Genomic DNA, 26,108 nt, shown 5'->3' on the forward strand with positions numbered 1-26,108 from the left:
CTCAACCATCCTGCGAAGGGGTGTAACTCAATGGCCGTGCGGTTCACCCCAGGCTGACTACGATCTGGCATTCCTTCGGCGCTGCAGCGGTCCCGTCCCCGGCCGCCCACCCTATCAAGGGCTATCCTCCATCGCGCACACGCGCCTAACCTGAAAGTTCTATCTCCGGGCGCCTGGAATACGCAGATCTACGTATTCCGAACCCGCCCTCAATCATCTATGCTCCGTCCCGGCCTCAAAAACGGCCGCTGAATCTCGTGGGGTTCGGAATCGCCTGCAACAAACCGCTCAGGGGGGCGAATTGGAAGGAATTGCGCCAAGCAACCCTGCGCCCGTCCTATGCCTTCACGCTGGAACTAAATAACTAACTAACTCGCTAACTAACTAACCAGTTCTTCAGGTAAGGGCAGCGACCTTTTCTCTCCAGAGGGTTTGCCTTGCAGCGATTTGTAAAACCAGCCGCTCGATTCGACTCCGCTCCAACTGACACCTACTTATTATGCCAGTACCACACGCCCTCAGTCCTCTGCGTCCCGGCTACGTCCGTCTGGAAGGCAGCGAACGCCAACCCTCCGCGACCGCACAGTTGCTGGGACCATCTCCAGCCGAAGACGCCGTCCGGATCTCCGTCGTCGTCCGCCGTCGCCCGGACGGAATGCCGACGCCTGACTTCGATTACTTTCTGAAAACACCGCCCCGCCAGCGGCAGCGGCTGTCCGAAGGGGATTTTGCGGCCAGATACGGGGCCGCTCCGGACGATATTGCTCTCGTCGTCAAGTTCGCCCAGGAACATGGCTTGGCAGTTGAAGAAACCCACCTGGCGCGCCGCACCGTGACCATCTCCGGCACGGTCGCACAGATGAACAACGCATTCGCCGTCAACCTGGGCCGGTACGAACACGAAGTGCAGGACGGCTCCCGCGACCCAGTCCATACCGAAGTCTACCGGGGCCGGGAAGGCTTCGTTCACATCCCGGCGGAACTGCAAGACATCATCACCGGCGTCTTCGGCCTCGACAACCGCCGGGTCGTCAAACGCAACAAGGCCGATCCGACGAACACCAAACCGATCAGCGTTGACACGGCACGGCAGCTTTACCGGTTCCCGGGCAACTCCGCCGCCGGGCAAACGATCGCGATCCTTTCCGAGGACGGCTACAAATCCTCCGACATCAGCCAGTCTTTCGGCGGCCACCCGCCGGCCATCGTCGATATCAACGTCGACGCGAGCAACAGCGGCAACGCGGATCCGGAAACCACCCAGGATATCTTCATCGCAGGTTCAGCCGCGCCCGGCGCGAAGATCGCGGTGTACTTCACGAAATTCAGCCAGGCGGGCTGGATCGATCTATTACATCGCGTGGCGCATCCCAAACCGGGCGATCCGGTCTGTTCCGTCCTTTCCTCATCGTTTTACCTCTGCAATGGCGATGACTCGGCGACGTTGACCGCGGAAGGGTTGAGCCGGAGTTTCGTTAACGCCGTGAGCGCGGCGTTCCAGGATGCGGCGATTCAGGGGCTGACGGTCTGCATCGCCTCGGGCGACACGGGTACCGCCTCCAAGAGGACGGACGGTAAGGCGCACGTCCAATACCCCGCGAGCGACCCGTGGGTGTTGTCGGTCGGGGGCACGACCATCGGCAATGTCAACGGCTCCAGCTATGACGAATACGTCTGGAATGACACCTTCTTCGGCGGCGTCGAAGGTGCGACCGGGGGCGGGATCAGCGACTTCTTTGCGATGCCCAAGTACCAACTCGGTGCCGGGGTGCCCGTCTCGCTCAACGACCAGCACGTCGGGCGCGGCGTGCCGGATGTGGCTGCCAACGCCAGCCCGAACAGCGGTTATCCGTTGACGGTTGACGGGTCCTCAGGCATCGGTGACGGGACCAGCGCCTCCGCCCCACTGTGGGCAGGCTACATCGCCGTGCTCAACGCCGCCCTTGGTGTAAACGTTGGCTTTATCAACCCGGTGCTCTACAGGTTGGGTTCCTACGTGTTCCGCGACATCCTGGGCTCGCCCGGGCCGGCCAACAACGGGCTCGACGGCGTGTCCGGCTATCCCGCCACCCCGGGATGGGATGCATGCACCGGCTGGGGCAGCCCGAACGGTACCGCCCTGCTGGCCGCGTTGCAAAATCTTGACGCCATCGTCATCAGGCGATCAGGCGATTTCGACGGCGACGGCATCGCCGAGTTGCTGGTCACCAGCCCGTGGGGCCTCGGCATCCTGAAGGAGACGGGCGCTACGATGACGGCCATCATGATGGCGCCTAACGGCACCCGCTTCGGCGGCTGGCTGCTCAATACGGCGGACAACGTCTTCGGACCTATCGCCGACTACGACGGAGATGGCCGGGACGAAATCCTTGTCACCAGTCCCTGGGGCCTGGGCATCCTGAAGCTGTCGGGCAGCACGTTGACTGCGCCGATGATGCAGCCCAACGGCACCCGTTTCGGCGGCTGGCTGCTGGAGACGGCTGATAACGTCTTCAGCCTGGCGGCGGACTTCGACGGGGATCGCCGCGCCGAAGTGCTGGTGACGAGCCCCTGGGGCATCGGCATCCTGAAGCTCTCGGGCAGCACCATGGCCGCGCCGATGATGCAGCCTAACGGCACCCGCTTCGGCGGCTGGCTGCTTTCGACGAAGGATAATCGCTTCGGTCCGGCCGCGGATTTCGACGGCAGCGGTCACGCCGGGCTTTTCGTCACCAGCGCCTGGGGCGTGGGCATCCTGAAGCTCGCGGCAAACACCATGGCCGCACCGATGATGCAGCCCAACGGCACCCGTTTCGGCGGCTGGTTGCTCAATACCGGTGACAACCATTTCGGCCCTGCCGCCGCCGATTTTGACGGGGACGGCAAAAAGGAAATCCTGGTCACCAGCCCGTGGGGCCTGGGCATTCTGAAGCTGTCGGGCAGCACGATGTCCGCACCGATGATGCAGCCTAACGGCACCCGTTTCGGCGGCTGGCTGCTCGAAACCGCTGATAACAATTTCAGCTCACCCGCCGACTACGACGGCGATGGCCAGGATGAACTGCTGGTTACGAGCGCTTGGGGTATCGGTATTCTGAAGCTCTCGGGCAACACTATGTTCGCACCGATGATGCAGCCTAACGGCACGCGCTTCGGTGGCTGGCTCTTCGAGTCATCCCAGAACCGGTTGGGCAGTGCCGCCCGGTTCGCGGGTGGCAGGCAGGCGGAGATCTTCATCACCAGCGCCTGGGGTGTGGGCATCCTGAAACTCGCAGGCAGTACCATGGCGGCGCCGATGATGCAGCCTAACGGCACCCGCTTTGGCGGCTGGTTGCTCAACACCGCCGACAACGTGTTCTGAGGAAGGCAGGGGGCCGCGTCCCCATGCGGACAAAGCGGCAGAAAGCCAGCCAGACGCTTTCGCCCCGGCCCCCTTTTCCAACCAGGTTCATGCCATCATTCCAGCGGCAGCCCGTGCACGCCGAAGTTCAGCCCGTTTTCAGCGGCGCGAACGCAATGTTGGTAGAGCGTACCCGAGTCTTCGGAGCGATTCGGAAGGTCATAGTAGTACCATTTCGATAACCATCGAGGTAAAATCTTGTCTTCCCCCCCCAGGTGCCCTGCCGGAGTTACACCTGTTAAACCGTATAAACGGTCCGGGCCCAACGGGCCGGCAGAACATAGCCAAGGGTTTACCCCACGGCCATTTAGTTAAGGGCCGCTGGAGGGAGGCGCTTTGGTCCCGAAGGGACGCCTGAGGTTAGCCAGGGACTTCAGTCCCTGGACGGGGCATTTAAGAGCGATCGAGCCCTCCTAAGGCGTCACGCCTTAGGAGGGCTCGATCGTGTTTTACGGTTACCCAGGGTAAACCCTGGGCTAAGTTCTGCCGCCCCGTCGGGGCTTCGGGGCTGAAACCCGGTCGAACTTCCACCAAGGTAACTTTCTAAATTGGTGTAAGACCCATTCAACAAGCTGCGCAACATCCTCCGGCGCCCCCCCTGAGGCGATCTTCTATCGGAATAACGGCCTGAATGGTAGAAGAGGGATCGCGTCCCCTGTGAGGGACGCATTCCCCCTTAAATGCCCCGTCCAGGGACTGAAGTCCCTGGCTAACCTCAGCCGTCCCTGCGGGACCAAAGCGTCCCCATCCACCGGCCGTTAACTAAATGGCAGTGCCGCGTACCCCTCCGGCAGCAGCCGCAGCGGGACCGGTTCCGGCGGGAAACCCTCTTTCGAGCCAAATAGAAAGGCGCCCCGGCGGATTCAGACGATCAAGGGCACTTCCTTCGCCTTTTTGGGGGCGTAGAGGTCGAGCGTCTGCCTCCTGCGCCATGTCGGCCAGGGAACCCGAACGGGCCAACGAGTGGAACGGAGTTGACACCGTATGTCAAACGCGATGAGAATCCATGCGCGGCAGGCCCGGCGCGCATGAACCGGCGTACCAAGCCCTTTTCACGGAATCCCTGCCATGATCCCTTTATCACCGGCGCTCGCCGCACAGATCGATACGCTCGACCGGCTCGCTCAGACCCGCCACGACGCGTGGCAGGTGCCGCGGGCGGAGGGCGAACTTCTTGCCGCCCTGGCCATCGGACACCAGGCCAGGCTCGTCGTCGAGGTCGGCACGAGCTATGGTTTCAGCGGGCTGTGGTGGTCAGCCGCGTTGGCCCTAACCGGCGGCCACCTGCACACGGTTGACGCCAGCGAAAAGAAGTACACCGCCTCGAAGGCGGCGTTTGCCGCCGCCGGTGTGGCGAATCGAGTGACAAGTTACCTCGGCGACGCCCGCCAGGTCTTGACCGGCATGCCTGATGGGATCGACCTTGTCTTCATCGACGCCGACAAGCCGAGCACGGGGGTCTACTTCGACCTGCTCTGGCCAAAGGTCCGGGTCGGCGGCGGGGTTCTGACGGACAACGTTATCACGCACCCGAGTGAGTTGGCTGCATTTGTCGACACCGTCCGAGCGCGCGCCGACGCGCACAGCGTGCAACTGCCCGTCGGGGGCGGATTGGAGTGGACCCTTAAACTGCACTGAAACGGCCGGCCTCCGTTTCGATCACCCTTCGGGGCAAAGCCCGGCTCAACCGTCGTGGGAGATGGTAGGAATGGGGCTGCACCTATCGCTTTCTGCCTGCGGCCGAATCCAAACTATCCCGTTGACCCGGCACCGTATCCCGCCGTACCTCAAGGTCCATGAGCGCACAAGATGACCGAAGCATCGGGTTCATCGGGCTTGGCAACATGGGAAGCCCCATCGCCGCGAACCTGCTCAAGGCAGGCTACCGGCTACGTGTTTACAACCGGACCCGTGAAAAGGCCGATCCCCTGGTAGAGCAAGGGGCGATTCCGGTCAGCCGGTCTTGCGAGGCCGCCGCCGAAAACGGCATCGTCTTTACCATGGTCGCCGACGACGCCGGCCTTGAACAAATCGCGCTGGCCGACCCCGCGTTTACGGAACGCCTGAAGGGCGGCGTCCACGTGTCCCTGAGCACCATTTCGCCGGAAACCGCCCGCCGCCTGGACGAGCACCACCGGGAGCGCGGGGTCATCTACCTGAGTTCTCCCGTGATCGGCCGCCCCGACCGCGCAGCCGCTGCCGCCCTGTTTATCCTGCTGGCGGGCCCCAGCCCGGCCAAGACGACGGTTGAACCGCTGCTGCGTCGAATCGGCCAGCGCATCTTTGACCTCGGGGAGCAACCATGGTTGAGCAACGCCGCGAAGCTGGCCGTCAATTTCAACATCCTGGCCGCGGTTGAATGCATGGCCGAATCGTTTACGCTCGCGGAAAAACATGGCATCGCGCGCGAAAAGATGGCCGAATTGCTTTCCGAAACGTTGTTTGGCGGCGTGGTCTACAAGGGTTACGGGGAATACGTCGCCCGGCACCGTTACGAGCCCGCCGGCTTTCGCGTGAAGTTGGGGTGGAAGGACCTGCGGCTGGTGCTTGACCTTGCGGCGGAGGGCGAGGTGCCCATGCCGGTGGGTTCTCTGCTTCGGGATCGGCTCTTGGCCGCGCTGGCCAAGGGCCGGGCGGACATGGATTGGTCGGCCATCGCGTTAGGCTGTTCGGAAGATGCCGGTCTGGCGGGGTCCAGGACCTGATTTCGCCCGTGAGCCCGGGCCGGTGAGCGGGACCGCCTGCATCAAAACGAGCCGGATGCAAAATCCGGCTGCAAATGTGCTGCTGAACGAATTAACTGCAAACGAACCCCCCAGCTACGCCATTCCGGTTTTATGATCACGCTTATTAAACACGCCCTCTCAGCCGGTGCTGAGGGGGAAATCGAGGTTGCAGGTTGGATTCGATCCCGCCGGGATGCCAAAAACTTTTCATTCCTCGAGGTGAATGACGGGTCCTGCTTGCGCAATCTGCAGGTGATCGTGGATCACGAGGCGCCGGGTTATGATGAGGTGGTGCACGCCACGTCGGGCGCCTCGGTGCGCGTGCAGGGACGGCTCGTCGCCTCACCCGCGGCCGGTCAAAAATGGGAGATCCATGCCGCGCGTGTGCAAGTCATCGGACCAGCGGATGCGACGTACCCGCTGCAAAAAAAGGGGCATAGCGTTGAATTCCTCCGCACCATCGCGCATTTGCGCCCGAGATCGAACCTGTTCGGCGCGGTGTTCCGCCTTCGGAGCCGCCTGGCTTCTGCGGTGCACCAGTTCTTTCAGGAACGGGATTTTGTGTACGTCCAGACGCCGATCATTACCGCCAGCGACTGCGAAGGGGCCGGCGAATTGTTTCGCATCACCACGCTGCAAGACACCGGCGGTCAGGCCGGCGAACCCGACTTTTTCGGCAAGCCTGCCTACCTGACGGTCAGCGGCCAGCTCGAAGCCGAAACGTTCGCCTGCGCCCTGTCGAAGGTGTACACCTTCGGGCCTACCTTCCGCGCCGAGAACTCGAATACGTCCCGGCATGCCGCGGAGTTCTGGATGGTCGAACCGGAAATGGCCTTTTGCGACCTGCAGGGGGATATGGATCTCGCCGAGGAGTTCGTTAAGGCGATGGTTCGCTATACTTTGGACCATTGCGCGGAAGACCTGGGGCTCTTTTCCAGGTTTGTGGACAAAGGACTCCTCGAACGGCTCACTCTGGTCGCCGAGCGCTCGTTCCAGCGGCTTTCCTATACTGAGGCGATCGCCATCCTCAACGCCTCCGGACGCAAGTTTGAGTACCCTGTGGCCGAGGGCCTCGGCCTGCAGTCGGAACACGAAAGGTTCCTGGCCGAAGAGCATTTCCGGGCGCCGGTGATCATGTTTGATCATCCCCGCGAGGCTAAACCCTTCTACATGCGCGTGAACGATGACGGCCGCACCGTCGCTGCGATGGACGTGCTGGTGCCGGGCATCGGCGAGATCATCGGCGGTTCGCAGCGCGAGGAGCGCCTCGGCGTGCTGCAGGAGAACATGCGCGCGCATGGCTTGCGCGAGGAGGATTACTGGTGGTACCTGGATCTGCGCCGCTTCGGCACGGTCCCACATGCCGGTTTCGGCCTGGGCTTCGAACGCCTCCTGATGTTCTTAACGGGTGTATCCAACATTCGGGACGTGATTCCGTTTGCCCGCACGCCCGGGAATGCGGAATTCTGAAAAGCGGAATCACTTTGCCCGGTGGCTTCGGGCCGCTTGGTTCAACGCGTTGGTTAAGAAAATGTAACGTTGCCAGGCTTTTCTATATCGTTCGCCGTCGTACGGTGACCGGTGCGCACAAGGCACCGTGCCCAAGCGCCGGCTTATGGCTGAGAGTAACCGCAAACACCGTCTGCCGGGCTTTGATCAAGCCCTGGAAGCCTTGCGGGCCGACGCGCTGCTCATGGGCACCCTGGTCCGCCGGAGCTTTCACAACGCCAAGACCGGCTTCGAACAGCGCGACGACGAGGCGTGCACGGCCGCCATTGCCGACGATGAGGAAATCGACGTGCTCGAGAAACAGCTCGACAAAGCCGCCACCGAGTTCCTGTTGCGCTACGCGCCGGTAGCCTTCGACCTGCGGATCGTCCTGTCCACCATGAAGGCCGGCTCGATTTTCGAGCGGCTGGCCGATCTTGCCGTGACGATCGCGCGGCGGGCGCGTCAATTAAACCAGCAGGCGCCGTTGGAGGAAGCCTTAAAGGCCCACCCGGCCCTGGAGACCCTGGAACGCGCGCTGACGCTGGGATGGGCGGCCTGCTCCGAACTCGATGGCCAGAGCGCCGAACGGATTCGGGTGGAAATGGAGCCTTTGGCCCAGGCGGCGCGAGATCTGGAGGAGGGGTTCAGCACGTTGATCCCGGAACGGCCGCAGCACGCTCGAACGCTGGTTAACCTCATGGCTGTCGCTCAGAGTCTGGAGGCGAGCGCCTACTTGGTGGAAAACCTGGCCGAAGCGGTCATTTACGCCGCCGAAGCCAAGGATGTGCGGCATCCGCGCAACAAACTGGAGATGGTCTGACCCGCTTGGCCGTGTGAGGGCTCCGCAGGGGCCGCTGGACGAAGGGTGCGTGGCCCTGGCCCGCTCAGGCCGGTTGTTTGGAGGAATGCTTTTATGAACGAGACGCAAATCGCTCGACCCATCACGGTGGCGAGTAAAGCCGGTCCCGCGCCCGCCCCCGGCACAATCGCCACGCCTGCGGCGAACGTCGAGGAGATCGTCATCGAGATCGACCGGGTGGAGTTCCATTATGGGCCCTCAAAAGCGCTGGACGCCATCAGCCTCAACATCCCGAGGTGCCAGGTCACCGCATTTATCGGCCCGTCGGGCTGCGGCAAATCGACGTTGCTGCGCTGCCTGAACCGCATGAACGACCTCATCGAGCGCGCCTGGGTGAGCGCCGGCGCCATCCGGATGGGCGGCGTGGACATCAACGGGCCGGGGGTGGACGTCATCGAGCTGCGCAAACGGGTCGGCATGGTGTTTCAAAAGTCCAATCCCTTCCCGAAATCGATTTACGAAAACATCGCCTACGGCCTGCGGATTGGCGGTGTGCGCGACAAACGCCTCATTGACCAAACCGTCGAGGAAAGCCTGCGCGGCGCGGCGCTCTGGGACGAGGTGAAGGACCGGCTGCACGCGAACGCTTTGGGCCTATCGGGTGGCCAGCAGCAGCGGCTCTGCATCGCGCGCACGATCGCCGTGCGACCTGAGGTCATCCTCATGGATGAACCCTGCTCGGCGCTGGATCCGATCGCCACCGCGAAGGTCGAAGACCTCATCAGCCATTTGGCCGACCGGTTCACCATCGTCATCGTGACGCACAACATGCAGCAGGCGGCACGCTGTTCGGACCGGACCGCCTTCTTCTACCTCGGCCGATTGATCGAGTTCGATCGCACCGACAAACTGTTCAGCAACCCGTGCCAGAAGCAGACCGAAGACTACATTTCCGGCCGCTTCGGTTAAAGGGCCGGCTGGACTCCGTTGGCAGGTTCCCGGGGGGACGGCTTTACGGCCCGCGAGGGCCAAGGGAACATAGCCCACGGTTCACCCCAATGCCATTTAGTTAGAGGCGAGGGCGATGCTTTCGTCCCGGAGGGACGGCTGAACTTATGCTATTCAGGCAGCTATCTCGGTAGAATGCCGGCTGGAGGGGGATGTCGCCGCTGGATGATGCTCCGCACCTTGTTGAACTGGTCTTAGGCCCAGCGGGCCGGGAGAACTTAGTCCAGGGTGAATCCTTGAGCTTTACCCACATTTTTTGAGGGCAGCGCGGGGACAGCCGCGACCGTCTTACGGCCCGAAGGGCCAAGGGAACTTAGCCCAGGGCTTCACCCCCTGGGTAACCGTCAAATCACGATCGAGCCCTCCTAAGGCGTCACGCCTGTACACCCTCGCTAACAAACGCCCGCCCCGCCGGGTTGGATTTGCTGAAGGGGCGGCAGAAAGCGTTGCCGGCGGGTTCCGACTCGACAAACCAACGCCGCTGCCTCAGAACTAACTCTTCGAGCTAAGGTAGCTTGCCGTTTGAGCGGAGGAGTTCGTCGATTTCCCGGGCAGTCGCCAAATGCACGTCCTCGTCACCGGGAAGGTGAACCATAATGGCGATGCAGCGCGAGCCGGCCGTTGCAGGGCCATCGAACTCAAAGGCGATTCCTCGGCCGGTATCGTCATAGAGACTCTGGTCGCCGTTTCTGGGGCGTGCGCCCGGAAAATGACGCATCATTTGGTCGAACCGGCTACCGGTTGAGAGGCCATCCGGCGTACGGTACCGGGAAGAGGTGACTCGGATGAGCTTGATGCTCACGCCCCGGAGCGGTTGGATGTCCCTTGGTCCATTCGCAACCGAGTAGACGCAGAGCGTGTCGGTGCGGCCGCCCGGCTTTCCGGAGAGCCAAACCGATCGGTATCGGCCCATGCCTGAATCATCCGCATCCGGCCGGGGTAACCTGGCCAGGGAGGCTGCGCCGAACCTGCCGAGGCGGATTTGACCGATGCCCTCGCCAGCGATTATCCGGCCCGGTTCGGCCTGAGTTGATTGAGGCTCCCGGGCCGCCAGGCAGAAGAAGGCGGCTATGGTCAAACCAATCGATCTCCACTTGATGTAGTGTGAATCCATTTCCAGCCTTTACTGTCTCACACGAATGAGTATCGATGTAGGGATTTCAATGGCCATGCCCAAACCACGCCTCTTGCGGCGGCCGCCGGTCGTTTGCCGATGACCCATCCCCCCTTTAGCTCGACGAAAACATACACCCAACGAAATCTGCACACGAACAAGCATTGGGCATGGCGCCCGCCGGCGATCCTGCTGTTTTTATTCCTAAGCTGTTCCGCAGCTTTGGCCCAGAGCGCTTTTTACCACGCCCTGGCTGCCGAGCTTCCGGGACCGCCCGGAACCGTCATTCGGGCTGAGCCCAGGCCGGGCGCCCCGCTCCAGGCGGCGGCTTACCGGATCCTCTACCGATCAACGGGGCTTAAGGGCGAGCCGATCGCGGTCTCGGGCATCGTCATCATTCCCTACGGAGCCGTGCCCGGCAGGCCCATTGTCGCCTGGGCGCATCCGACCTCCGGCATCGTGCCGTACTGTGCGCCATCCCTCGCCCGGTTCTTCTTTCAGCAGGTCCAGGGTCTCCGAGAGATGCTCCGGCGCGGCTACATCGTCGTCGCGACCGATTACCCCGGGTTGGGGACGCCCGGCCCGCACCCGTTTCTGGTCGGGGTTAGCGAAGGCCGTGCCGTTCTGGATGCTCTGCGTGCGGCGCGCGTTCTGGCCGGCAACGGCGCTGGAGCCCGCGTGGCGCTCTGGGGGCATTCGCAAGGCGGGCAGGCCGTTCTTTACGCAGCGCGTCTCGCCCGGGATTATGCGCCGGAACTCGACGTGGCCGGCGTCGCGGCCGCGGCGCCCGCCTCGGAACTCGGCGTCCTGCTGCGCGATGACCTGACGAGTCCCGGCGGGAAAAACCTTCTTGCCATGACCTTATGGTCCTGGTCGCGCGTATTTGGAGTGCCGATCAACCAGGTCGTTGCGCCCGCCGCCATGCCCGCCGTGACCCGGCTCGCGCAGCTCTGCCTCGAATCGCCGATCGATATCCTGCCCCGACGAGCCGTGGGCCGGGCCCTGCAGCGGCACTTTCTGACGGTGGACCATCTTACCGACGTCGAACCATGGCGCTCGCTGCTCGCCGAGAACACCATCGGCACCCTCCCGCCGGCGATCCCCGTCTTTCTGGCCCAGGGAACCGCCGACGATACGATCCGGCCGCAGGTGACGCTCGACTATATGCGACGGCTGTGCGCGGCGGGCAGCAAGGTTCGTTTGCTGATGCTGCCGGGGGTAGGCCACGCGTGGATTGCCAGAGACGCCGCCGACCCCGTCATCGAATGGATTTCGCAACGATTCGCCCGGATAGCCCCTCCCAACGACTGTTCCCGGTAGCAAATCCGCCTTCAGGCGTGCAGGCAGACGCCGCAGGCGTTAGCTGCCTGGACCTTTAATCCTTCGGACGTTCCCTCCGCGACCCGCCGCGGAAGGAGCCGTCAAGGCGGCCCCCTCACGCGCTCCGCTGCCCGGGTGCGCTTCAGCCGTTTGTTTGCGTAGTTGTTTGCGCGTGCGTCACACCTCGCTCCAGATCGCTCAGAACGAGGTCCAGCGGAAGCTGAATGCTATGACGACAGAATACCGTTTCCGCCGTGGATAGACTGCCGTTTTCGTAATACTTGTTGGCCGGGCGCCGCCCCCGCAGTACCCATAGTATGCGCACGAATCCCGGCATTTACGGATCCCTGCCACGATGTCTTCGAACACCGCGCGGAACTTGCCCGACGTCACCACACTTACAAAATCATCTTCGAGAACGTTGCCGAAGGTGAACTGGCCATATTTCGGTAAGTGCATCCCGAGAAGTTCCGGTGAGTAGGTAGAAAAATTGCCTTCGCAATCGACATTCAGAATCCCAAAAGGCCGGACCTGTTCATTGAAGTACGGAAAGTCCAGATCGCGAAGGGACATCCCGCTCCGGAGCTTCTCGAGAGCTGCGTCGAATTCGCGCACGCGCATGCGCCCGCCGTCGGCCTTCTGCAGCTTGAAAATCGTCGCCATAAACGCGCGAACGCGTTGCGCCTCTGCGGACGAAACTCCTAGTGAGGAAACGGCGTTTTCTCCTTCGACTTCCTCGATGTTGAATCCTACCTGAGCAACGCCCAAATCTGCAAAGAACCGGTAGATTTCCTCGGCGTGCGGAAGCGAATCGCTCGTGATCACGCTGATCACGTGGAAAGGGATGTCGCGACTCTGCAGGAGCCTCAAGCCACGCAGGACAGCCTCATGCGTGCCCTTACCTTGGCGAGTCTTTCGGTGGGCATCATGGATGAAAGCCGGCCCGTCGATGCTGAGCCCGATCGAGATCCCCTCCGCCTTGATGAATTGACACCAACGTTCATTGAGCAGTATCCCGTTGGACTGCATACAATGCCGGACGGCGGCTCCGGCGGGTATGCGTCCGCGGACCACGGCAAAGGCCCGTTCATAGTAGGAAATCGGAACGGCTAACGGCTCTCCGGCATGCCAGACCAGCGTTAGAGGCCCGATCACGAGCTCAGCCACGTAAACCTTCTCGATCGTTTGGGCGATGACTTCCATCGTCATCCGCCTCGTCGACGTTCGATGCGGAAGGTAACAATAATCGCAATTGATGTTGCAGAACGGCGAAGGTTGCAGGACCAGAAGGCTTACCCAGGGTCTGGCCGGGTTTGTCAAAGACCCCGGTTGAGCGTGCGAGGGTAGAGCTTTCATGAGGTCGACCGAAAACTACCCGACGCGCTGATCCGGCAACTCACGGATTACGACCGCAACTGGACGACCCCGTCCTACCAATTTCCCCAGTTGTGCCAGTTGTGCCAATTATGCCAGTTGTGCCAGCCGCCATTTCCCCAACCCGGGCCCCAGTTGCCCCAGCCGGGATGCCAGTTGCCCCAACCCGGGTGCCAGTTATGCCAATTGCCCCACCACATCGTCTGGATCTGATCGGGGGCGTTGTCGTCCGGATTCAGCGTTGGTGGTGCTTGACCCTCGTTGAGCTGTTCTCGCACTTTCTGGACGCGAACTTCCAACGAGTTGGGAGAATCTTGCTTGCCGGGAACGGATTGGCCCTCGACCGCCTTTGCGTCCGTAGCCGGCGCCAGTAGCAGCCCGCTTCCGATTGCGAGAAGCGCGCTCAAGGCCTGGGCGAGGGAACGTTCCTGGGGATGCTCTTGATGGTTTGTACGGGGTTTCATCGTATCGGTCGCAAGCAATCTCCGCACGCGTCAGAGTTCGTCAGCTGCCTCGTGCACTGACTTGTCGAGCTGAGCCTCAACTTGATTGCCTAATTGGTTATCACGAATTAGCAAGCTGCCTTGTTCTGTTTTTGCATTTGCCGTGAAAATGGCCTCCGAGACTTTTCCCTGCCACGACTGGTCAAGTTGATCCTCGCCGCTTTCACCTTCCGTGCCCGGCCGCCGATCCGCCGGCCCGAAGGCGGTTTGTGCGATGCGCAACAAAAGCAACGTATTCTCCCGATCCGCCGTATGCAGCGAAACGGCGTAGAGTTTATCCTGGAAAAAGTAATAGACTATCGCCTCGAGTTTCGCCGGGCCAAGCGTCAGGTTATCGTCTTTGCGGGCGTAAAGCTTCACGTCCCCATGGTCTTCTTGGAGGGTGAGGCCTTGAAGGCCGGATTTTGGAACGCCGAACTGAAGCCCGCGAAATCCTTTTTCCGAATCAAGTTTGTTAGAAGGAGGCGCGGAGCTCGGCGGTTGATCATTTTCCGGGTCGGCGAGGCAAGGACCCATGCCTGCGAAGCAAAGGGCGATACCGCACCAGAGCGCGCGGATGTAGCTGAACGAGCGAAGATGCATAAGCGTTGGGGGGCTGCCTTCGACGCCTCGCAGTCTTCTCTCGACCGGAAGGTCAGTCAAGCAATATTTTGTGATGCAGCCGGCCTTCGGGGCCGTCTTCTGCCGACGGCCTCCGGCCCGTCCGGGGCTACCACGAAACCATATATTCGGACAGGCCTTTAAGGCGTAAATACCACCCGCACGCAGCCGTCCTGCTTATGTTTGAACATTTCGTAGCCGCGCGGCGCATCCTCGAGGGAGAGACGGTGAGTGACGAGGTAGGAAGGGTTGAGTTCCCCCTTGGACGCGTGCTCCAGGAGCCGCGGCACGTAGGCCTGCCCATGTTGTTGGGCCGTGCGCACCGTCAACCCTTTATTCATGATGATGCCGATCGGGAACTTATCTATCACACCATACACCCCGAGGATAGAGAGGGTGCCGCCTTTCCGGCAGGCCAGAATGGCCTGTCGCAGCGCCTCACCGCGATCCGTGTGCAGGCGCAGGACTTGTTTGGTCCGGTCGTAGGCATACTGAACCCCGGTGCCATGCGCCTCCATGCCTACCGCATCAATGCAGGAATCCGGGCCGCGGCCGCCCGTCATTTCCTTGAGCACCTCAAGCACGTTGTCAACCTGGGTGTAATCGATCGTTTCGGAACCGACGTGGTTACGCGCCATTTGCAGACGCTCCGGGAACCGGTCGATGCCGATCACCCGTGCGGCGCCAAGCAGAAAAGCGCTTTGCTGGGCCATGAGGCCGACGCCGCCGCACCCCCAGACCGCAACGGTGTCGCCCGGGTGAATGTTGCAGAAATCCGCACCCATGTAGCCGGTCGGGGCTGCATCGGACAGGAAGACCACCTGTTCGTCGGTTAACCCGTCGGGAATCCGGAAGCAGTCCACGTCGGCGTGCGGCACCCGCACGTACTGCGCGTGGGCGCCTGCATAGCCCCCAAACGCATGGGAGTAGCCGTAAATGCCTGCGGTAGGATACCCGAACAGGGGTTCCTGCAGCTCCGGTTTGGGGTGGGTGTTGTCGCACAGCGAGTACAGTTCGTGGCGGCAGTACCAGCAAACGCCGCAGCAGATGAACGACGGCACGACCACCCGGTCCCCTCGCTTCACCTTTTTCACTTCCAGGCCCACGTCGACGACCTCGCCGATGAATTCGTGGCCGATGACGTCCCCCGCCTTCATGGTCGGGATGTAGCCGTCTAGCAAGTGCAGGTCCGACCCGCAGGTCGTGGACATCGTAACCCGCAGGATAGCATCATGCGGGTTGACAAGTTCCGGATCCGATACGGTCTCGACCCGCAAATCGTTCACCCCGTTCCAACAGAGCGCTCTCATGATCTTGTTCCCTTGTTAATGCGTGTCGGCACGGCCGGCGGGCTGGCGTTCGGTGGTGGGGATCTCGCCGGTCTCGACCAGGTTTTTGAAGCGGCGCAGCGCCTTGCTCGCGATCAGGCGGGGCGCGCCGCCCAGTCCTTTGAGGGCGGTATCGCCGAGCACACCACCCGGCGGGTCAAATTGGAAACACAACGTGGCAACCGTGCCCCGGTCAGCGGCGGCAGGGCGGAAGCGTACCGAGCCTTCGACCGGAAGGTGGGAGCCGGGCAAAGCCTGCCAGCGGAGAACCTCGCCCGGGCGCTCCTCAACCGTGCGCATGTCCCACTCCAAAGCGCGACCAAACGGTCCGCGCACCTGCCAATGGGCGCGGCCATCGCCGGAGGCCTGAATCTCCGCGAAGTGGCCCATGACCTTCGAAAGGGTTTCCGGTTCGCTCCACCGCCGGTAAAGTTCCTCTGCCGGTTTCTCGATGGTCAGCGATGCCTCAATCCGGGTTGCCTCCGCGCCGCCTCCTCGCGGTCCAAGCGTGGTGCGCTGCGCCTGGCTGAGGCGCCGGCTGCAAATCACGTCCGCGGCCGTAGCACCGGTAAGTGCCGCCAGCGCCAGGAGCACGTTGTCTTTCTTCGGGTTATGGTCACCGAGGCCGGTCGCGACCGTGGCGATGTCCAGAGCGTCCCCGGCAATTCTAGCCCAAATCCAGGGCGTTGGGTCCTTCGCTGCAAGAATACCGGCTCCATTCACAATTTCACGGAGACCGTAGGTACGCAACAGGCCTGCACGGTCCTCCATCCCGAGGGCATCGGCCAGTACCTTGTTGGCAGCTACCTCGGTCAAACCTAACCCGATGCTGAACCACCCTAACGCACGCGCCAGTTTCTGTTCTTTCATTTGCCTTCCTTGGTGTTGCCATCCGCGTCGGTGCGGCCGGGGCCCGCACTGCTCCTCCTCTTTGCACTGTCCCACGGTTTCCCTTGCGGTTCGTCAGCCCGGAGCCGGCCTACTGCCCCGGCACAGTACTTTTTTGAACGCTGACGGGCTGTTTCGCTTTCTGTTGAAAAAGGGTTCGTCTCGCGCTCGTCGGGAGGTTCGCTCCGGAAGCTGCCACCCAGCCCCGAAAACGCCATTGGGCAAAACCCTGGTCCGTAACGCCATAGCGCCTGACCGTTCGCGCTCGTCTCGCCGCGGGACGCAGGCACCTTGGATGAAACCCGGCGCCGTACGTCCCCGGTCCGGGGCTGGTATCAACCTCTCTGCAGCGGTTCGGTGCCTTCGCTCAGAATTTTGAGGTACCCGTCGTGTTATTTTTGAAGCGTGCGGTCTGAACGCAGACAGCGCACCCGATAACCGGGTGCGCTGTCGTGATAACCCGCCCGTCTGGGCAAGCTATTTCTCGAACACCTTCTTAATGTCGCCGACTTTCTCCTGGACCTTGCCCTTGATCCTCTCGCCGGTGCCCTCCGCTTCCAGGTCCGGGTTATCCGTTGCTTGACCTAACTTCTCCTTCACTTTGCCGGAGGCTTGGTCAACGTTGCCTTTCACCTTGTCTTTGGTGCTGTCTTCCATAGGGATCAGTGGGGGTTGAGGTTTAGTTGTCTACGGATCGAACCCGGGCGCGTCAATGGTCGGGTGACGTGGCCCGCCGGCGTCGTGCCCATGCGGAATTCCGATACCTACTAGATTTTCAGTTATTTGCTATAATCCAGAGTAACCTTGAGTGCGGGCGTGTCTCTGAGGTCGAACTCTTGGGATCTCTCACCCCCAGGGTTGCAAACCCGCGGAAGGATTGTGACTCCAGGGAGGAGCGTCAGAGGACGGACATCATCCCGCCGTCAACGTACAGGATTTGACCGTTGATAAACGAGGAGGCTTCGCTGCAGAAGAAAACGGCCGCACCGGCCAGCTCAGCGGGATAACCCCACCGCCGTGACGGCGTTCGGTCCTTCACCCAGGCGTCGAACGCCGGGTGGTCGGCCAGCACCTGGGTCATTTCCGTGATGAAGTAGCCTGGGCCAACGGCGTTGATCTGGATGTTGAACTGCGCCCAGTCTGCACACATCGCCTTGGTCAACATTTTCAATCCTCCCTTGGCCGCAGTGTAAGGACCCGTCGTCGTCCGGCCGAAGTCGCTCATCAGTGAACAGACATTCACGATCTTGCCGGCGCGCCGGCTGATCATCCGTTTGGCCACTTCTCGCGACACGAGCATCGCGCTGGTAAGGTTCGTGTTGAGAACTTCCTGCCAAGTCGCAGCATCCACCTCGTCCAGTCGAACGCGACGCTGAATACCCGCGTTGTTCACCAGGCAATCGACGGGACCACTCGATTCCAATTCGGCCACGGCCGCGCGGACCCCGGATTCATCTGTTACGTCGAAAGCGGAGCCTCCTGCCGCCAGACCTTCGGAGCGCAGCTTGTCCACCGCCGTTTGCAGCTTGTCCGGATTGCGCCCGTTGAGGATGACCAAAGCACCGTGCCGGGCCAGACCACGGGCGAGTTCAAACCCCAGACCGCCGTTGGAACCCGTTATAAGGATGCGGCGCCCGGAAAGATCGAAAAGACCACCCACGGACAGAACAGAACATCCCCAGGGCGCGCCGACAACGTAGAAAAACGGAAACAGCCTGCCGGGTGCCGAGTCGAGTTCGGTCACACGGCGGGCACAGCAGGTTTGGCGGGCGCAACGCAAGAGTTCACACGGCGAACACGGCGGGCACAGCGGGGTGGGCGGGCACAACGTAAGAGTTCACACGGCGAACACGGCGAGCCACGGCGACCACGGCGCGAAGAGGAGGAAAGGGTTCGGAGTTCGGAGTTCGGAGCGGCAGCATGGGGGGTGGGTGCGAGTGTCGACGTTCGAGTTGCCGCCCGGTCCTCTTAATCTGCGTCAATCTGCGTAATCTGTGGATGTTTTCTCTTTTCTGCGTTCTCTGCGTGTTCTGCGGATGATTTAATCTTCTCGCCGTGATCGCCATGCCTCTCGCTGCGGCCGTGGACGTGTACGGTGACGGTAAGACAACGACCAACCCGGAAGAGGCTCGGGCACTTTCGGGACAACTCTACGGCAAACCGCTAATGGCGGAACGAGCGCAGCTCGGCCTCGATCAACTGCAGCAGTCCGGCCTGGCCGATGAATCCCGGCTCGCCGCGATCGGTTTCTGTTTTGGCGGCGCGGTCAGCCAGGCCCTGGTTTATACCGGTGCTCCCCTCAAAGCGATCGTTGCTTTCCACGCAGCGCTGATTCCGGCCCCGGCCGGTGCTGGCGAAAAGGTCCGAGCCCAATTTCTCGTGCTGCACGGCGGGGCTGATCCGATGGTCAAGAGTGATCAGGTGGATGCTTTCCTGAAATCTCTGAACCAGGAGAAACTGCAGTGCGAATTCATCATCTACTCGGGAGCCGTTCACGCCTTTACCAACCCTGATGCTGAAAAGGCTCGCGCCGCCGGCTTGCAAGGAGTCGGGTACAACGCGGAAGTGGCGCAACGAGCCTGGGATCGGATGCAAAGCTTCTTTCGGGATCTATTCAGCGGTTCAGAAAGCTGAGTTCCGCCTTCGCGTCGCCGCTGCGATGGGTTGGAGCTGTTGCAGGCTGCCCTGCCGTTCCTCCGGACCCATGCGTTCGGCCGAGCGGGCCGGAGATCGATTGTTGAGAGCGGGCCGGAAGGGAGTTGGCGCAGGCAATTCATCCGCTTGACTCAAGGCGTCCGGACCTGTACAACGCCGGGCGCCCTTGCATCCGTTCCTCGTTGCCAATCATGTTTTGCCGGATCCTGCCTCAGAAAAGGATTGCGCCTCCGCCCGCCCCGCGCCTTACCGGGGGACGCGGCTGGGAGGCTCAGGCGGGCGCGGTCCGGCGCGCACGAGCCCTGGTCCTTTAGTTCCATTTACCTCCGGGCCCATTCCGTTCACCCTACCTTATGGACACAGCCACCTACGCAGCCGTCGCGGTGCTCCCGCAAAACCTCCGGAACACTGCCCAACCCGTCATCCCCGAAACGGAGTTCGTTCCCCTGAGCTGGTCCTACATCAATGCGGCGTGGCTGTACCGGTTTGAGACGACGGGCTCCTGCAATGACGTCTAAGGCTCCGGCGGCACCGGCATCGTGCAGTCAGGCGCAAGCTGGCCGGCGACCGGCCGGGTGACGGGGAGAACGCTCCGGCCGTGACTGCAACGGATCCGGATTGAAATGAGCGGATCGGGCCCGGCAGCTTCCGCCGGCCCAGGTTAAGTCGTTGTCCTGCTTCAGCGGCACAGAAGCTGCTTTTTCTCTCGGCCTGCTTCCAAGCCTTTTTCTCGCGAAATTATGGACACCGTTAGCCAATCTCCCCGCTCCGCACGGACCGTTTGCCCGTACTGCGGGGTGGGTTGCGGCATGATCCTGCACGTCGAGGGCAACACGATCGTCAAGGTCGAGGGTGATAAGGATCACCCAGCCAATTACGGCAAGCTTTGCAGCAAAGGGGCAAATTGCGCTCCCAACGTACAAGCGGCGGACCGTCTGGCTTACGCCCACTTACGGCCCACGCGCCAGGCACCCCTGGCCAAGGTGCCTCTGGATGACGCCGTTCAGGAAACCGGCCGGCGTTTGCGCACGCTCGTGGAGACCCACGGCCCCGATTCCGTCGCGATTTATGCATCCGGACAACTGGCCACCGAAGCCCAGTACCTCGCCAATAAGCTGGCGAAAGGCTTTATCGGTACTAATAACATAGAGGCCAACTCGCGCTTGTGCATGGCAAGCGCCGCCAGCGGCTACAAGTTGTCCTTCGGCGCGGACGGCCCGCCCGGGTCCTACCAGGACTTTGAACAAACCGGGTGCTTCTTCGTCATCGGATCGAACATGGCCGAATGCCATCCGATCTTGTTCATTCGCCTGCTTGCCGCAAAAAAGAAAACCGGCGCGAAGCTCATCGTGGTCGACCCGCGCCGGACGCCGACGGCTGACCGGGCGGACCTTTACCTGCCGATTGAGCCCGGGACTGACCTGGCCTTCCTAAACGGTTTGCTCCACCTCATGGTCGAAAACGGCCACGTCGACCTGGATTTCATCGAGCGATACACCGAAGGCTGGGCAGGCATGCCCGAATTTCTTGAGTCGTACACGCCGGCCCGGGTTTCAGAGTTAACGGGCCTGCGGGAGGACGATATCCGCACCGCGGCGAGATGGATGGGGGAATCGAACGAGTTGGTCAGCCTATGGACCATGGGCCTTAACCAGAGCACGCAGGGCACATGGAGCAATAACGCCATTTGCAACCTGCACCTGGCGACGGGAAAAATCTGCCGCCCGGGCAGCGGTCCCTTCTCCCTTACCGGCCAGCCGAACGCCATGGGGGGGCGCGAGATGGGTTACCTGAACAATGGTTTACCCGGCCAGCGCTCGGTCCTGAGCCGGTCCGACCGGGCCTTCATGGAGACGTTCTGGGACCGGCCGGCCGGCTTCATCGGCCCTGAGCCCGGCCCGGACGCGGTCCAGATGTTCAAGCGGCTTAAGGAGGGCCGGATCAAAGCCGTTTGGATCATCTGCACGAATCCCGTGGCCTCCATGCCGCGCCGGGCAGGGGTGATCGAGGCGTTGCAAACGGCGGAACTCGTCATTGTTCAGGACGCTTATCATCCGACAGAGACGACCCCGTACGCCGATATCCTGTTGCCGGGCGCCCTCTGGGCGGAAGCTGAAGGCGTGATGATCAACTCCGAACGGAACGTTACCCTGATGGAGAAGGCCGTTAATCCACCGGGTGACGCGTGCGCTGACTGGGCCCTGATCGCCCGCGTGGCGCAGGCCATGGGTTACGGTCCTGCCTTCGATTTCGGCCGCGCCTCTGACGTGTTCGACGAGATGCGGCAACTGGATAACCCTCAGACCGGGTATGACCTGCGCGGAATGAGCTACGACCGGCTCCGGGACGACGGCTCGTTGCAGTGGCCGTGCGGTCCGGGCGGCAATAACCGAAACCCGATCCGCTATCTCGCGCCGGATACCGCCGGGACGGGAAGACCGGCCATCCGTTTTGGGACCGAGTCAGGCCGAGCCCGGTTTTTTGCGCGCCCGCACCTGGCGCCCGCTGAGCTGCCTGACGAGGAGTTTCCTTTGGTTCTGACGACCGGCCGTTGCCCCCACCAGTGGCACACCATGACAAAGACCGGCAAGGTGGCGGCGCTTAACCGGCTCAACCCGGGGCCTTTCCTCGAACTGCACCCCGAAGATGCTGCAGCGCTCGGGATCAAGGAGGGCGACGCCGTTGAGGTGCGGTCCCGGCGCGGCCGGGCCGTCTACCCGGCCCGGGTTACCGAGCGTATTCGCCCGGGCTGCTGCTTTGCGCCGTTTCATTGGAACGACTTGTTCGGTGACAACCTCGCCATCAACGAGGCCACCAACGAAGCGGTTGACCCGATCTCCAAACAACCCGAGTTCAAGTTCTGCGCCGTCAAAGTTGTAAAGGTCGCGGATGCACTGCGCCCTGAGTCCACGGAGAAGGTCGGGCCGGCGTTGGAGACGTTTGCGTTGGAAAATGCCTTGGCGGGGTTGCGGGAAGGTTGGCCGCTCGACCTCGAGCAGAAAGAGTACCTGCACGGGTTGGTGGCAGGCTTGGTCGCTTCAGGCCGCAGTTCGCCCGCGTTGGGCGCGGGTCTCCCGGCCGCGCCCGGATTCAACCCCTGCCAGCAGGCGTGGGTCAATGGCTTGCTCGCAGGCGCATTCTCACAAGCATCCGCCGAACACGCAGGTTGAGCAGGCCGCCGTCCGATTATAATCTGTGTCAATCTGTGTAATCTGTGGATGTTTTCTCTCTTTCTGCGTTCTTCTGCGTGTTCTGCGGATGATCCTGTCTTCCCGCAGTGTTCCGCCGAAAGATTGGATCCGGTTATAGGGCGTCTCCGAACTCCAAACTCCGAATGCCGAACCCCGAACTCTCTCCTCTACCCCACGCTCCAGCGCGCAATCGACGCCAACCCTTGTCCCTGGCTGAGATCGGGCCGGATCACCAGCTCCAGCGCACGCACTTCGTGCAAATCCACCCGGAAATCTTCAACCTCCGTGGTGGCATTATCCGGATTGAAGTTCCATTGCTGCCGCACGATCAGGTGATAAGGTCCGGCGCGATCCGGGGCCCAGCTTAAGGTGAACTCCTGGGCTCGCTGCAACCTCGGCTCGACGAATTCAAGATGGATGCGCCGGAGCGCGACCGGTTCATCGAAGTACAGCCTGATAGTTTGCTGTCCTTTGCTGGCCGCTCGCCATCCGGATTGCCCGCCGGGCCGGAACGCGAGTTCGATCGGATGGGCGGGATCTTCGGACGTCATTTCCACTTGAGCGATGGTTTCCAAGTCTAACCATCCTTCAGCAGCCTCCGGCGGATTGGGTCCGCCGCTCTCTCCTACAATCTTTCTCATAGATAATAAGAAAAGATGCGTTCCAAGCTTTGTTCCCTCAACCGGAAAGAAATGACGAAACCTCGGCCCGACTATGCCGGGCCGGAGCGGTTGCTCACCTGCAGCCCGCCGGACCGAGCGTCCTTAAATGGCAAGTGGTCGTTTTCGGTGTAGGTTCGGAGGCATGGAAGCCGCCACCTACACCCTCGAGGATGTGCGCCGGGATTTTTATGCCCTCAAGGCCGTCGTCGATCAGACCGATGTACGCCTGATTCCGGAAGCCATTTTGGCCAACGGGATTTGCCAGTCGCTGCACGCCGGGCTGGAAACCAAGGTGAGAACCCTTCCGGACGGCCAGGGAGAAGGCGCGTCGGATTGGCGGATGAGTTTTTTGCACGAAATGAACGCCTTCGTATCGGGTTACAGCACTGCGGTCCGCACCGGCACCCGTGGTGAATCGGCCAGCGCGCTCCTGAACAGCGCAAGGCATCACTTGGCCAGAGCAGGGCAGGTGCTACCCCCCAAGAGCGCGGGCACAGGTCGCTACCTGGGCGAGCCCGACTGAGCGGGCCACCCGCTACCGGGTTCGTGGCACTTGTAGGTCACCACCCCAGGACAAGGCTCCACGAGCCGGCGAACGGCGAAGCGTAACGCCTCGACTGTAAATGGCTTCGGTAACATCGCGCAACGCGGACCGAGTGGACTCGGCGGACGATGGGCCGTCACCAGGAGGACCGGGGTCTCCGGCGCGGTCACCCGTACACGCCGAGCCAACTCCAGACCGTCCCATCCGCCGGGCATCACCCCCTCAGTTATGACTGCTCGCACCCGGGGACCTTCGCGCAAAAAGAGTCCCCAGCCCTCTTCGGCGGTTGACGCCGTCAGAACGTCGTACCCTTCAGCGCGCAGCGCTGCCACGATGTACTCCGCCGTGAAAGATTCTGCCCCCACGACGAGCAGTGATCCTTTCCGATCCTCCATTGCGTTGGTGCCCGGCATTTTGCGGCTTATGATCGGCTGGCGGTCACCCGGGTTTAACCGGGAATAAAGGCTGTAGTCGCACCATCTCATAACGTAGGCCCGCGTCTGCGGCGCACAGTGTGCGGCACGTGGTGCCTACGCCTTGATTCCTGAATGAATCTACCTCCATCATGAGAAAACCTGTTTCCTCTTTCCGGACGTTGACGACCATGATCCTGGCCGTTATCTGCGGCTTCCTGTTCAACTCCCGGGCCCAAGAACCTGCCACGGCGGGAAAGAACGTCATCGTAAGGCTGATCGGGCCGGGGGGCGTACTTACCGGGCCCGTCGCCGTCCCGAAGGTCGAGAAGAGTGACGCCGAGTGGCGCAAGCAACTTACCCCGGAACAATACCAGATTGCACGCGGTTCGGGCACCGAACCGGCATTTTGCGGGACGCTGCTCGATAACCATCGTGACGGCATTTATCATTGCGTCTGCTGCGGACTCCCGCTGTTCGCTTCCGACGCGAAGTTCAATTCGGGGACCGGCTGGCCGAGTTTCTTCCGGCCGATTGCCAAGGAGAATATTGTCACCCACGAGGACGACAGTTACGGCATGCATCGCACGGAGATCCTTTGTGCGCGCTGCGGGGCCCACTTGGGCCATGTTTTTGATGACGGCCCCGAGCCCACCGGGTTGCGTTTCTGCCTCAACTCCGCCGTCCTGACCTTCGTGGACCAAGGAAGGGAAGTCGCGCAAGCGAGTAAGTGAGCGCGTTGTTTCCGTACCGTCCAACCACGGTGCGCCCCGACTCGCTGCAAACATTCGGAGGGGGTGTGGAGGGGTTCCTGTGGTGGTGCCGGACCTCCAAAATAGGCGGGTCCATTAAGATTTCCATACTTTCACGACCAACACGGATTTTGAGGACAGCCCGCGCCCATAACCCTTATTGCCCGCAGCATCGCTCTGACTTAAAGAACTAGCGGCGTGAAGTTGATCCGGAGTCGTATCTGCCTGTTCGTTGTGCCGAGCAGGCGGATCCCTGACTCTGCAGGGCACTTCGGCCGGGTAACTGAACACCCCGGTCAAACAATCGTGTGGTTAAAGTAGAAGTGGGGGTTAATAGGCTGGTGGAAGTAGAAGTTGGCGAGGAAACGAGGGGCGCGCTCAAGTGTCCCGACGCTACGGACGGAATTAAATCAGGGCACCCCGCCCAACTGCTGCACGCAGATCGACAACTGCCCGGGGTCGTGAACGGCGCCACTCGTGAGTTGGCGCTCACGGAGACGAAATTGCAGCATCTCGCCGTGTTATGCTCGTTGCGGGAGCGCAACCTCATCAGTGATCGGGCGTTCCTGATCCAAAGGCGGATGCTGTATCGGGCTTGCCTGCCGCCTGCACCCCTGCCACCGTCCTCCTTCGAGAAGTTGCCCTCGGTTGATCGGCGTTGGTGGTTGAAGTCCCTCGGTATCGTCTTGCTGCTCACGGCCGCCCTGGGAATTGTCAGATTCCGGACGTGGCAACCGGCGAATCACCGCGCCGCCCCAGCCAAGGCTCGTTCCGAACCCGCTGCGGCAATTGCTTCTCACCCGGAGGATAATTATACGCTCGGCACGGCATTTCGACTCGGGTTGTATACCTACACCGTTGCCGGGACCCAGACCGCGACCACCCTCGGGGGCCAGTTCAAACCGGTCAGCGCGGCCCCGGGTGCAGAGTTCCTCGTCGTGACCTTCACGGTCCGGAACGATTCGATCCGAGTCCGAGAACTGTCGACCGCAGATCTGAAAATCGAAGACGCGAACGGAGTATCCTACGGGCCGTCGCGGCCTGCCTCGGCGGTGCTGCGCCCTTCAACCGAAGGGAGCGATTCCTGGCTGACCGATATTGAGCCCGGCGTCACGAAAGTGATGGCCATCGCGTTCGAGGTCCCGGAGACTTCGCTTAAAACGCCGTTGAACCTGATCGTTCCGGAGCAAGGCCCGATCGCGAGCCGCGAAGCCTCGGTCACCTTGCAGCTTTGACTTCGGATTGCCCGCTGCCGGATGTGGAGTCGCCTTCAGCGTTTGGAACGCCGTCCGGCCATCGGGCCCTCGAGCACCGGGAACCCCGCCCCGGGGTGCTCAGGCCGCGGGCGCCCGCTTCCCGGC

Annotated in this window: 23 protein-coding genes; 13 read left to right on the forward strand and 10 right to left on the reverse strand. The window is 61.9% G+C overall.

From position 1 onward, the window contains the following. Window positions 1-499 precede the first annotated feature (499 nt). The 6 genes from JO015_09095 to pstB all read left to right on the forward strand — a co-directional run bounded on the left by JO015_09095 (window position 500) and on the right by pstB (window position 9,364). The gene (locus JO015_09095; GenBank protein ID MBV9999256.1) at window positions 500-3,340 is read left to right on the forward strand and encodes a VCBS repeat-containing protein; all 2,841 of its coding nucleotides are present in this window, start codon (window positions 500-502) and stop codon (window positions 3,338-3,340) included. A gap of 1,107 nt (window positions 3,341-4,447) precedes the next feature. Beyond that, window positions 4,448-5,017, forward strand: coding sequence for a DUF1442 domain-containing protein (locus tag JO015_09100; GenBank protein MBV9999257.1), 570 nt, complete (start codon window positions 4,448-4,450; stop codon window positions 5,015-5,017). A 158-nt stretch (window positions 5,018-5,175) separates the two neighbouring features. After that, complete coding sequence (locus tag JO015_09105; protein MBV9999258.1) at window positions 5,176-6,084, forward strand: NAD(P)-dependent oxidoreductase; 909 nt, start codon at window positions 5,176-5,178, stop codon at window positions 6,082-6,084. A 132-nt stretch (window positions 6,085-6,216) separates the two neighbouring features. Beyond that, window positions 6,217-7,575 carry an asparagine--tRNA ligase gene (gene asnS / locus JO015_09110; GenBank protein ID MBV9999259.1) on the forward strand — a complete coding sequence of 453 codons (1,359 nt, stop codon included), beginning with the start codon at window positions 6,217-6,219 and terminating at the stop codon, window positions 7,573-7,575. A 145-nt stretch (window positions 7,576-7,720) separates the two neighbouring features. Further along, complete coding sequence (locus tag JO015_09115; GenBank protein MBV9999260.1) at window positions 7,721-8,416, forward strand: hypothetical protein; 696 nt, start codon at window positions 7,721-7,723, stop codon at window positions 8,414-8,416. 93 nt (window positions 8,417-8,509) lie between these two features. Further along, window positions 8,510-9,364: a phosphate ABC transporter ATP-binding protein gene (gene pstB / locus JO015_09120; GenBank protein ID MBV9999261.1), complete on the forward strand. Its 855-nt coding sequence runs from the start codon at window positions 8,510-8,512 to the stop codon at window positions 9,362-9,364. Between the two features lie 544 nt (window positions 9,365-9,908). Here the strand turns inward: pstB and JO015_09125 are convergent. After that, window positions 9,909-10,517, reverse strand: a complete 609-nt coding sequence (locus JO015_09125; protein MBV9999262.1) for a hypothetical protein — start codon at window positions 10,515-10,517, stop codon at window positions 9,909-9,911. Window positions 10,518-10,616: 99 nt separating this feature from the next. On the opposite strand from JO015_09125, the gene JO015_09130 reads away from it, so the two are divergent. Then, on the forward strand, window positions 10,617-11,837 hold the full coding sequence (locus JO015_09130) for an alpha/beta fold hydrolase (protein MBV9999263.1): 1,221 nt from the start codon (window positions 10,617-10,619) through the stop codon (window positions 11,835-11,837). Between the two features lie 198 nt (window positions 11,838-12,035). On the opposite strand, the gene grrM is transcribed toward JO015_09130, so the two are convergent. The 7 genes from grrM to JO015_09165 form a co-directional block, all read right to left on the reverse strand. Next, complete coding sequence (gene grrM / locus JO015_09135) at window positions 12,036-13,193, reverse strand: GRRM system radical SAM/SPASM domain protein (protein ID MBV9999264.1); 1,158 nt, start codon at window positions 13,191-13,193, stop codon at window positions 12,036-12,038. 74 nt (window positions 13,194-13,267) lie between these two features. After that, on the reverse strand, window positions 13,268-13,675 hold the full coding sequence (gene grrA, locus JO015_09140) for an rSAM-associated Gly-rich repeat protein (GenBank protein ID MBV9999265.1): 408 nt from the start codon (window positions 13,673-13,675) through the stop codon (window positions 13,268-13,270). Between the two features lie 30 nt (window positions 13,676-13,705). Continuing rightward, window positions 13,706-14,074, reverse strand: coding sequence for a hypothetical protein (locus JO015_09145; protein MBV9999266.1), 369 nt, complete (start codon window positions 14,072-14,074; stop codon window positions 13,706-13,708). Between the two features lie 380 nt (window positions 14,075-14,454). After that, window positions 14,455-15,624: a glutathione-dependent formaldehyde dehydrogenase gene (locus tag JO015_09150; GenBank protein ID MBV9999267.1), complete on the reverse strand. Its 1,170-nt coding sequence runs from the start codon at window positions 15,622-15,624 to the stop codon at window positions 14,455-14,457. Window positions 15,625-15,639: 15 nt separating this feature from the next. Further along, window positions 15,640-16,413 (reverse strand): SRPBCC family protein, encoded by a 774-nt coding sequence (locus JO015_09155; protein MBV9999268.1) that lies wholly within the window; start codon window positions 16,411-16,413, stop codon window positions 15,640-15,642. A gap of 594 nt (window positions 16,414-17,007) precedes the next feature. Beyond that, window positions 17,008-17,187, reverse strand: a complete 180-nt coding sequence (locus JO015_09160; GenBank protein MBV9999269.1) for a CsbD family protein — start codon at window positions 17,185-17,187, stop codon at window positions 17,008-17,010. Between the two features lie 241 nt (window positions 17,188-17,428). Beyond that, window positions 17,429-18,190 (reverse strand): SDR family oxidoreductase, encoded by a 762-nt coding sequence (locus JO015_09165; protein ID MBV9999270.1) that lies wholly within the window; start codon window positions 18,188-18,190, stop codon window positions 17,429-17,431. Window positions 18,191-18,594: 404 nt separating this feature from the next. On the opposite strand from JO015_09165, the gene JO015_09170 reads away from it, so the two are divergent. The 3 genes from JO015_09170 (at window position 18,595) to JO015_09180 (ending at window position 22,355) form a co-directional block, all read left to right on the forward strand. Then, a complete protein-coding gene (locus tag JO015_09170; GenBank protein MBV9999271.1) occupies window positions 18,595-19,164 on the forward strand; it encodes a dienelactone hydrolase family protein in 570 nt (189 codons plus the stop codon). 374 nt (window positions 19,165-19,538) lie between these two features. Next, window positions 19,539-19,703, forward strand: coding sequence for a hypothetical protein (locus JO015_09175; GenBank protein MBV9999272.1), 165 nt, complete (start codon window positions 19,539-19,541; stop codon window positions 19,701-19,703). A gap of 222 nt (window positions 19,704-19,925) precedes the next feature. Further along, the gene (locus JO015_09180; protein ID MBV9999273.1) at window positions 19,926-22,355 is read left to right on the forward strand and encodes a nitrate reductase; all 2,430 of its coding nucleotides are present in this window, start codon (window positions 19,926-19,928) and stop codon (window positions 22,353-22,355) included. Between the two features lie 188 nt (window positions 22,356-22,543). Here JO015_09180 and JO015_09185 read toward each other — a convergent pair whose 3' ends face one another. Continuing rightward, window positions 22,544-23,017: a carbohydrate-binding protein gene (locus JO015_09185; protein MBV9999274.1), complete on the reverse strand. Its 474-nt coding sequence runs from the start codon at window positions 23,015-23,017 to the stop codon at window positions 22,544-22,546. A gap of 163 nt (window positions 23,018-23,180) precedes the next feature. Between JO015_09185 and JO015_09190 the strand changes: the two genes are divergently transcribed. Then, window positions 23,181-23,561, forward strand: coding sequence for a hypothetical protein (locus tag JO015_09190; GenBank protein ID MBV9999275.1), 381 nt, complete (start codon window positions 23,181-23,183; stop codon window positions 23,559-23,561). On the opposite strand, the gene JO015_09195 is transcribed toward JO015_09190, so the two are convergent. Further along, window positions 23,540-24,067: a response regulator gene (locus tag JO015_09195; protein MBV9999276.1), complete on the reverse strand. Its 528-nt coding sequence runs from the start codon at window positions 24,065-24,067 to the stop codon at window positions 23,540-23,542. The two genes, JO015_09190 and JO015_09195, sit on opposite strands and share 22 nt — an antisense overlap. 119 nt (window positions 24,068-24,186) lie before the next feature. Between JO015_09195 and msrB the strand changes: the two genes are divergently transcribed. Beyond that, the gene (msrB, locus tag JO015_09200) at window positions 24,187-24,729 is read left to right on the forward strand and encodes a peptide-methionine (R)-S-oxide reductase MsrB (GenBank protein MBV9999277.1); all 543 of its coding nucleotides are present in this window, start codon (window positions 24,187-24,189) and stop codon (window positions 24,727-24,729) included. A gap of 359 nt (window positions 24,730-25,088) precedes the next feature. Next, window positions 25,089-25,982, forward strand: a complete 894-nt coding sequence (locus JO015_09205; GenBank protein ID MBV9999278.1) for a DUF4352 domain-containing protein — start codon at window positions 25,089-25,091, stop codon at window positions 25,980-25,982. Window positions 25,983-26,108 lie beyond the last annotated feature (126 nt).

Source organism: Verrucomicrobiota bacterium (genome assembly GCA_019247695.1).
Lineage (GTDB): Bacteria > Verrucomicrobiota > Verrucomicrobiia > Chthoniobacterales > JAFAMB01 > JAFBAP01.

Excerpts from the sequence above, each read along its gene's own strand:
- JO015_09095 (MBV9999256.1), top strand. The coding sequence starts at position 500 with ATGCCAGTACCACACGCCCTCAGTCCTCTGCGTCCCGGCTACGTCCGT.
- JO015_09100 (MBV9999257.1), top strand. The coding sequence starts at position 4,448 with ATGATCCCTTTATCACCGGCGCTCGCCGCACAGATCGATACGCTCGAC.
- JO015_09105 (MBV9999258.1), top strand. The coding sequence starts at position 5,176 with ATGAGCGCACAAGATGACCGAAGCATCGGGTTCATCGGGCTTGGCAAC.
- asnS (MBV9999259.1), top strand. The coding sequence starts at position 6,217 with ATGATCACGCTTATTAAACACGCCCTCTCAGCCGGTGCTGAGGGGGAA.
- JO015_09115 (MBV9999260.1), top strand. The coding sequence starts at position 7,721 with ATGGCTGAGAGTAACCGCAAACACCGTCTGCCGGGCTTTGATCAAGCC.
- pstB (MBV9999261.1), top strand. The coding sequence starts at position 8,510 with ATGAACGAGACGCAAATCGCTCGACCCATCACGGTGGCGAGTAAAGCC.
- JO015_09125 (MBV9999262.1), bottom strand. The coding sequence starts at position 10,517 with ATGGATTCACACTACATCAAGTGGAGATCGATTGGTTTGACCATAGCC.
- JO015_09130 (MBV9999263.1), top strand. The coding sequence starts at position 10,617 with ATGACCCATCCCCCCTTTAGCTCGACGAAAACATACACCCAACGAAAT.
- grrM (MBV9999264.1), bottom strand. The coding sequence starts at position 13,193 with ATGAAAGCTCTACCCTCGCACGCTCAACCGGGGTCTTTGACAAACCCG.
- grrA (MBV9999265.1), bottom strand. The coding sequence starts at position 13,675 with ATGAAACCCCGTACAAACCATCAAGAGCATCCCCAGGAACGTTCCCTC.
- JO015_09150 (MBV9999267.1), bottom strand. The coding sequence starts at position 15,624 with ATGAGAGCGCTCTGTTGGAACGGGGTGAACGATTTGCGGGTCGAGACC.
- JO015_09155 (MBV9999268.1), bottom strand. The coding sequence starts at position 16,413 with ATGGAGGACCGTGCAGGCCTGTTGCGTACCTACGGTCTCCGTGAAATT.
- JO015_09160 (MBV9999269.1), bottom strand. The coding sequence starts at position 17,187 with ATGGAAGACAGCACCAAAGACAAGGTGAAAGGCAACGTTGACCAAGCC.
- JO015_09170 (MBV9999271.1), top strand. The coding sequence starts at position 18,595 with ATGCCTCTCGCTGCGGCCGTGGACGTGTACGGTGACGGTAAGACAACG.
- JO015_09175 (MBV9999272.1), top strand. The coding sequence starts at position 19,539 with ATGGACACAGCCACCTACGCAGCCGTCGCGGTGCTCCCGCAAAACCTC.
- JO015_09180 (MBV9999273.1), top strand. The coding sequence starts at position 19,926 with ATGGACACCGTTAGCCAATCTCCCCGCTCCGCACGGACCGTTTGCCCG.
- JO015_09185 (MBV9999274.1), bottom strand. The coding sequence starts at position 23,017 with ATGAGAAAGATTGTAGGAGAGAGCGGCGGACCCAATCCGCCGGAGGCT.
- JO015_09190 (MBV9999275.1), top strand. The coding sequence starts at position 23,181 with ATGGAAGCCGCCACCTACACCCTCGAGGATGTGCGCCGGGATTTTTAT.
- JO015_09195 (MBV9999276.1), bottom strand. The coding sequence starts at position 24,067 with ATGAGATGGTGCGACTACAGCCTTTATTCCCGGTTAAACCCGGGTGAC.
- msrB (MBV9999277.1), top strand. The coding sequence starts at position 24,187 with ATGATCCTGGCCGTTATCTGCGGCTTCCTGTTCAACTCCCGGGCCCAA.